Annotated in this window: 5 protein-coding genes and 1 tRNA gene; 4 read left to right on the forward strand and 2 right to left on the reverse strand. The window is 56.2% G+C overall.

The window, feature by feature from the left end:
- Window positions 1–10 precede the first annotated feature (10 nt).
- The gene (locus RNA01_RS05010) at window positions 11–478 is read right to left on the reverse strand and encodes a MarR family winged helix-turn-helix transcriptional regulator (protein ID WP_235916423.1); all 468 of its coding nucleotides are present in this window, start codon (window positions 476–478) and stop codon (window positions 11–13) included.
- Between the two features lie 317 nt (window positions 479–795).
- Between RNA01_RS05010 and RNA01_RS05015 the strand changes: the two genes are divergently transcribed.
- From RNA01_RS05015 to RNA01_RS05030, 4 genes are all read left to right on the forward strand, one after another.
- Window positions 796–872, forward strand: a tRNA-Arg gene (locus RNA01_RS05015).
- Between the two features lie 99 nt (window positions 873–971).
- Window positions 972–2,354, forward strand: coding sequence for a tyrosine-type recombinase/integrase (locus tag RNA01_RS05020; protein ID WP_147178855.1), 1,383 nt, complete (start codon window positions 972–974; stop codon window positions 2,352–2,354).
- 1 nt (window position 2,355) lies between these two features.
- Complete coding sequence (locus RNA01_RS05025) at window positions 2,356–3,414, forward strand: hypothetical protein (RefSeq protein WP_147178856.1); 1,059 nt, start codon at window positions 2,356–2,358, stop codon at window positions 3,412–3,414.
- The gene (locus RNA01_RS05030; protein WP_147178857.1) at window positions 3,415–4,017 is read left to right on the forward strand and encodes a hypothetical protein; all 603 of its coding nucleotides are present in this window, start codon (window positions 3,415–3,417) and stop codon (window positions 4,015–4,017) included.
- Between the two features lie 36 nt (window positions 4,018–4,053).
- Here the strand turns inward: RNA01_RS05030 and RNA01_RS23625 are convergent.
- A partial coding sequence (locus RNA01_RS23625; protein WP_170253359.1) for a hypothetical protein occupies window positions 4,054–6,084 on the reverse strand: 2,031 nt, incomplete at its 5' end.

The following is a 6,084-nucleotide window of genomic DNA, read 5'->3' on the forward strand; positions in this document are numbered from 1 at the left end:
CCGGGCCGGTTCAATCGTAGAGGCGTTTCAGCAATCCGATCAACTGATCGCGCACCTGTTCGCCACCGAGCTGGGCCAAAAGCCGCTCCTCGTGTTCCCGCCAGATCGGCATTAGTTCATCGAGATAGGCAAGTCCGGCATCGGTGATGTGCAGGGCCTGGACGCGCCGGTCGACCTCGGACTTCCGCCGCACGACAAACCCCTTGTTCTCCAGCCCGTCGACGATCGCGACGAAATTGGCGCGCTGAATGCCGAGGGCTTCGGCCACCTCGCTCTGCTTGGCGCCCTGGTTTCGCGTCAGCAGCAGAAGCACGGCGAAGTCGGTCGGCCGCAACCCCTTGGCCGAAAAAGATTCGTTGAAATGCTGGAAAACGGCCAGTTGCGCTCGACGCAGGCGATAGCCGACTGCGTCTTCCATCATTGAAAAATCTATCTTGGAAGCGCCCTGGGCTACCTTCTCAGCGTGATCATCCGTCATGCCGTCGCCATTCTTGTACTTGCCCCCACTCCCAGACGACAGAATCGCGAGACACTGCAATGTCTGGAAAATAAGTTATGAATTTATAGCAATGCGGATGGCGCACAAGCGTTACGCGGCAGAGCACTACGAAAGTCGACAGTTTTGTCAGCCAAGCGCCGGCCCGGTTTGCAGGGATGAAAAGGCACAACGGCCTTCCTTCCCCGGCAAGTGGACAAGCGTTGCGAATTGCGCATTTTCCGCATTGATGCGGATGAGAGTCTGGGCTATTACCGCCAAACTGGTTTGACGGCGAGTCACAGGACACGCTGACGGATGCACCCGTAGCTCAGCTGGATAGAGTGTTGGATTCCGATTCCAAAGGTCACAGGTTCGAATCCTGTCGGGTGCGCCATTTCTCTCTGAAAACCCCATAATTTCCAACAGTTCCAATGATTTGTCAGCCTTTCCGGTCCACATTCAGGTCCACGGAAAGTACACAATGGGTTTAACGTTGAAGCATATCGTAGTCACGAAAGCGGGCACATTTCACTACCGCCGCCGAGTTCCCAAGGACGTAGCGACGATTATCGGCAAGAGCGAATTCAAGCGCCTACTGGGCGAGACTGAGCGCGAAGCCTTGAAGAATTTCCCGAAAATCAACGCGCTGTATGAACAATTAGTGGCGGGGGCTCGTGCGGCTTCTCCTGAAAACGACGCACTTACGGCGTTGGAAATCCGCCGACTCGCTGAATTGCGGGCTACCGAACTGGCAGCAATGAAGGTCTATGTCGGTGGCCGGGAGTTGACTGGAGCCGATCCAGAAGCTGCGGAAGTGATCCGTGACAGCGCCCTATCGAAGGGTGTCTCCGATCCGGTGGAGCGTCAGGCCGTTAATCTGGTGGCAAACGGGGGGAACCTTCCTCGTCCCGTTCCTACTGTCGAGGACGCAAAGCGGCTTTATCTAGCAGAGAAGGTCAAAGGCGACATAAACGAGAGGAACCGGACTCTCCGACTGGGTCGCGTCATGGACATTCTTGCCCATGCCGTTGAGGCGAGTAGGCCGCTCGACAAGCTGACCCGTGAAGATGCCCGCGAAGTCAGAGACCATATGCTCCGCGATCTCGGAATGAAGCCCGGAACCGTGAAGCGGTATATCGCTGACATTCGGTCGATGGTGAACCTTGGCCTCCGGGAGAACGACATGAGCAGCGTCGGCAACCCGTTCAACGGCCTTACGATTAGGGTTGAGACCCTTGTTGTGGATGAGCGGCACCCGATCCCGGAAGACATGCTCCCGGCTATTAGGGAAACGCTGTCCACCAACGCTGGCCCAGATCTGTGGCAACTGTGGAGAATGCTTGAGGGGACTGGGTGCCGATTGGCAGAGGTTGCCGCCCTGCTGGTTGAAGACGTGAAACTAGACGCCCCCATCCCCTATCTCGATGTCGGCTTCCGCGAACATCGGCGCGTCAAGAACCAAAGCTCTGCCCGAAGGGTGCCGCTTGTGGGTGACGCGTTGGAAGCGGCGAAAGACGCCGTGAAGGCTGCGGGCGAAGGGCCGTATCTGTTCGTCCAATATGCCGGTGTCGTGAAGACTAAGGGCGGCAAGGGCAAGGGAAAGAAGGCGGCAACCCACGCCTCCAACGCACTCATGAAGCATGTTCGCAAGGTGACGACTAGCCGGAAGATTACAGTCCACTCCCTGCGGCACACGATGGAAGACAGGCTAATCAGGGCGAGAGTCGAGGAGTTTGACAGAAATCTTGTCCTCGGTCACACCAAAGGTGGAATGAGCGAGCGGTACGGTGGCCCGGATGCGCGACTAGAAGCCGCGCTCAAGGCTGTGAAAGCGGCTCTAAGCCTAAATGCCGGGACCATCTCATCCGAGTTGTGACGTGAAAGCTTCTGACGGCCGATTGTGGTTGCATACCGATACAACTCTGTTGAAAGTAAGGGATGCAGTCACATGGGGCAATGTAATGAAGAATGATCGGCGGGCGTTTTATATCTATGATCTCGAATTGGCGGCGAGGAAGGACGGAGCAAAAGTCCTTTCGTTCGACGACGCATACGCAGTTTGGCATAAAATGTGGAAGAACGGGCGCGTATATCCACTAAACAACGATAAAGCCACACTTCTAATAGGCGACATTGTCCGCGACGATCAAGAAAATTGCATTACTATGCTACTTCGCATCTCCGACACTGCGGCACCTAACAGCGTTTACTCAAACCCGTCTAATGGAGATTACGTTGAACACGTAAAAGAGGGTAAGATTGGTGCGGACTTTGCGTGCCATGTTATCATCTCAACGGTCATGGAGAAGGCGCAGCCCAACGTATATACATGCGCTATAGAGCGAGTACCGGGCATATCGGCCGGACTAGTTCAGCGAATATTGAGCAAAATGCTGAACTACGAATACAATGAGAATGCTGAATTCTACAAGTATCCGCACCCCGGCGGCGGCTTAAACAGAGACAATCAGCCTCGAATGGAGCGCTGTTGCCCACATACTGAATTGCGCGGGCGTCCTTCCGCTTCCATGATCAAGGACATAAACAACGGGCGTTTAACCGGGATCAGCCTTATTAGAAGTGAGGCCATCACACCGATTGCGGGTGCCCCTTTTCTACGAAAATCAGAGACAGAACTGAAACTTGACATCGACTTCAAGAATTTGCCGATGCAAGTTTGGGGCTCCATCGAACGTGCGCTGAAGGCGAATTCAGGTGATTTTGGCACCGCGAAAGTTTCCTATCAACGGCCCGGAAGCAAAAGGTTTGTTACTGTTGAGTTAAATTCGACCACAGGACATCCTTTGAGCGATTTGTATGTGGAGAGTTTCGAAATCGGCCCCATCTTCCCACCGTTGGCGCATTCTTCGAAAACGGTAGTGACGCGCTTAAGTGATCCGGCAATAAAGCAATTTAAGTCTTATAGGGCGATCTAAATGTTTAGGGAACTTCTGTACGAGCTAACGAGAGGTTTTGCTTATCGCGCTATACGTCACCCTGATATGCCGAAGTACACACTATGGCTTCCGCTTCTAGTTTATTGTATTTCCATAACAATCTACTACGGATTTGGCCTTGACTTCAAGTGGTTAGGTGAAAACGGCGTTTTTGCCGGATTGCAGACCATCCTTTCGACGCTGCCCGGCTTCTATTTCGCGGGACTAGCTGCGGTTGCGACGTTTGGAGGACACGGGATGGACACAACGATGCCCACGCCGACCCCCTCAATTACTATTCGGGTGCGCGGAACATTCATCCCCCATGACCTTAGTCGCCGTCAGTTTCTATCCTATTTGTTTTCCTACCTTGTCGTTCTGTCGTTCATACTTTGCCTGTCGATTTTGGGGATCAACGCTCTTGCCCCCACATTGCCGGGTTTCGCAGCTTACATGGAAACATTCTCCTACGGTGCATGGCTTCTATCGATTGTCGAATTCATGGTGGGCTCTGCACTGCTTTTGGGGTTCTGCTCGATGCTGATCACCACGCTTCACGGGATATTTTTCCTCACCGAGCGAATGCATCAGCCTAATGATTGAAGTTAGCGGCCCCGCCCGAAGGCGGGACCATTTTGGTTACTCCGGTCGATCCTCGATCAGCGCACCAATAGCCGCCGTTAGCGGCACCCAATTCCCGAGCGGCATGAACGCCCGGATGCCCTGCCGGATTTGGCTTTGGGTCATGTCCTCCCCCGTCCAGACAGATGTAGCCGCACCTCTGGTGAAGCTCACGGCGCTGTCCCATTGATCCTTTGCAGGAGTCCCAAAGAACACGTCAGTAGCCGATCCCGAGGCACGGGCCTGTCCGAACTGGGGGCCGAGCGGGGTAGCTAACAGCACACTGTCGAGGAACATCGGGACCACCGAAGCAGTCGCCGTTCGAGCAAACCCGTTCTTCAAGAGGTTCGCCGGGTCCATGGTCTCCTCCCAATACTTCTCCCATCCATCCTCGGTGACGGCCTGACCGGACTGGCGCACCGCGTAAGTAGCCGAACCGGCTGCAATCTCTCCGAGGAAGAGGACGATCATCTTGGGATCGGTGAATGCCCCGTGGTTCAGGGACCAAAGGGTGGACTTGGCCCACGCACCGAAGACAAACGTGCGGAACTGCACGAACATTGACGCAACCGGGCGGCTCATCCACTTCGACAGAGCGCCGTAATCGTTCTGCTGGACCAGCCGATCCGTGTAGCGGTTGAGGAAGACACGGAACTTCGAGACAGTCGCCGGGTCCCACTTCATCGTGTTGATGCCGACGATCTTGTTGCCGTCGAACTCCGCGTGATCGAGGAGGTCTTTGAACAGCCGCTTGGCGTCGTCCTCTCCGAGCCCGATGGAGGCCATACGGTCCCGGTCGCGGGGCTTGAGCTTCGAGTAGTCGAAGGAGCCGTCCGCATTGCGGGTCTTCCGAGCCATGTGCGCGATCTGCTGCGTGATGGCCTTCATGGCCCACCGCTGCTGGTAGTCGTGGATTTGCCGCATGAACGAGACGTTGGCCGTGAGGCGCTGTCCCGCGTCGAGGACGTTATCCACCACCTGAGTGATCCGCCCGCCCGACTGCGCACCGAGACGATCATCGTCCAGACGCAGGTCGTAGCGGTTCCACAGGTTGTCCATCCCGATCCCCGTCATGTCGGCCAGCTCGTTCAGGAGCTTGTCTTTGCTCATCTTCCCCGAGGCCACTGCGCGGCCCATGTCCTTGATCGCGGGGATTTGCGAGAGAGACGCCCGGAACCCCGTCAGGGACACGATCTTCCACGTTTCCTGAATTTGGTTCAGGCCCATGTTGGACATGAGGCGGATGAACTGAGCCGACTTGAGCCGCCGTGCCCACTGAGCGTAGCCCTTCTCCTGACCGTAGATCGGGATGCCGTTGATCTTGGCCCACCCGAAGTCGATGTTTTCCAGCGCGTTCGAGAGTTCCGCTTCCTTGTCGGCACGAGAGCCAGGCATAAGCCGGTAGCTCTCCTTGAGGGACTGCTTGAGCTTGTCGAGATCGCTTTGGGATCGGATGCCGTCAACGATGAGAGCCCCCGTTTCCGGGTTGTAAATCTTCGTCTTGGCGAATGCGATCCGGCCCGACATCGAGCGAGCGTAGCGGCGGAACAGAAGCTCCGCGTCCTGCTCGAACAGGTCACGAGGACGTAGCTCGATCAGGTTCCCGTCACGGTCCTGAATGGTGGCCTTGTAGTCGTAGTTCATGAGGGTGCGGCGCTTGAGGTAGCCGACGCCCTTGGAGCTATCGCCTTCCGTCTTCTTCGCCTCATCCATCATGCCCGAGAGCAAGTCGAAGACCTCCTCAAGCTCCTTGTTCGAGAGAGCGCCTTGGTCCTCCAGAGCCTCTTGGAACGCCTTCTTGAACCCCTCTCGGTCCTCAAGGTGGAGAGCCTTGGACATGCTGTCCTCGATCCCGTAGCCCGCCTTGCGGATGTTGGCCCAATAGCCCTTCGCCATGCGGCCCGCGAGGTCGTCCGAGATACGGGCTCCTCCGTGGTCCTTGATGGCTTCCTTGAAGAACTTCTCCATGACCTCGTGGTGGACGATCTGGTCGAGGTGGGCGATGCGATTGTGTTCCGCGACGAGCGGGACGTAGTTCGCGTCAGGTCC

Source organism: Paenirhizobium naphthalenivorans, assembly GCF_007992095.1.
Classification (GTDB): domain Bacteria; phylum Pseudomonadota; class Alphaproteobacteria; order Rhizobiales; family Rhizobiaceae; genus Allorhizobium; species Allorhizobium naphthalenivorans.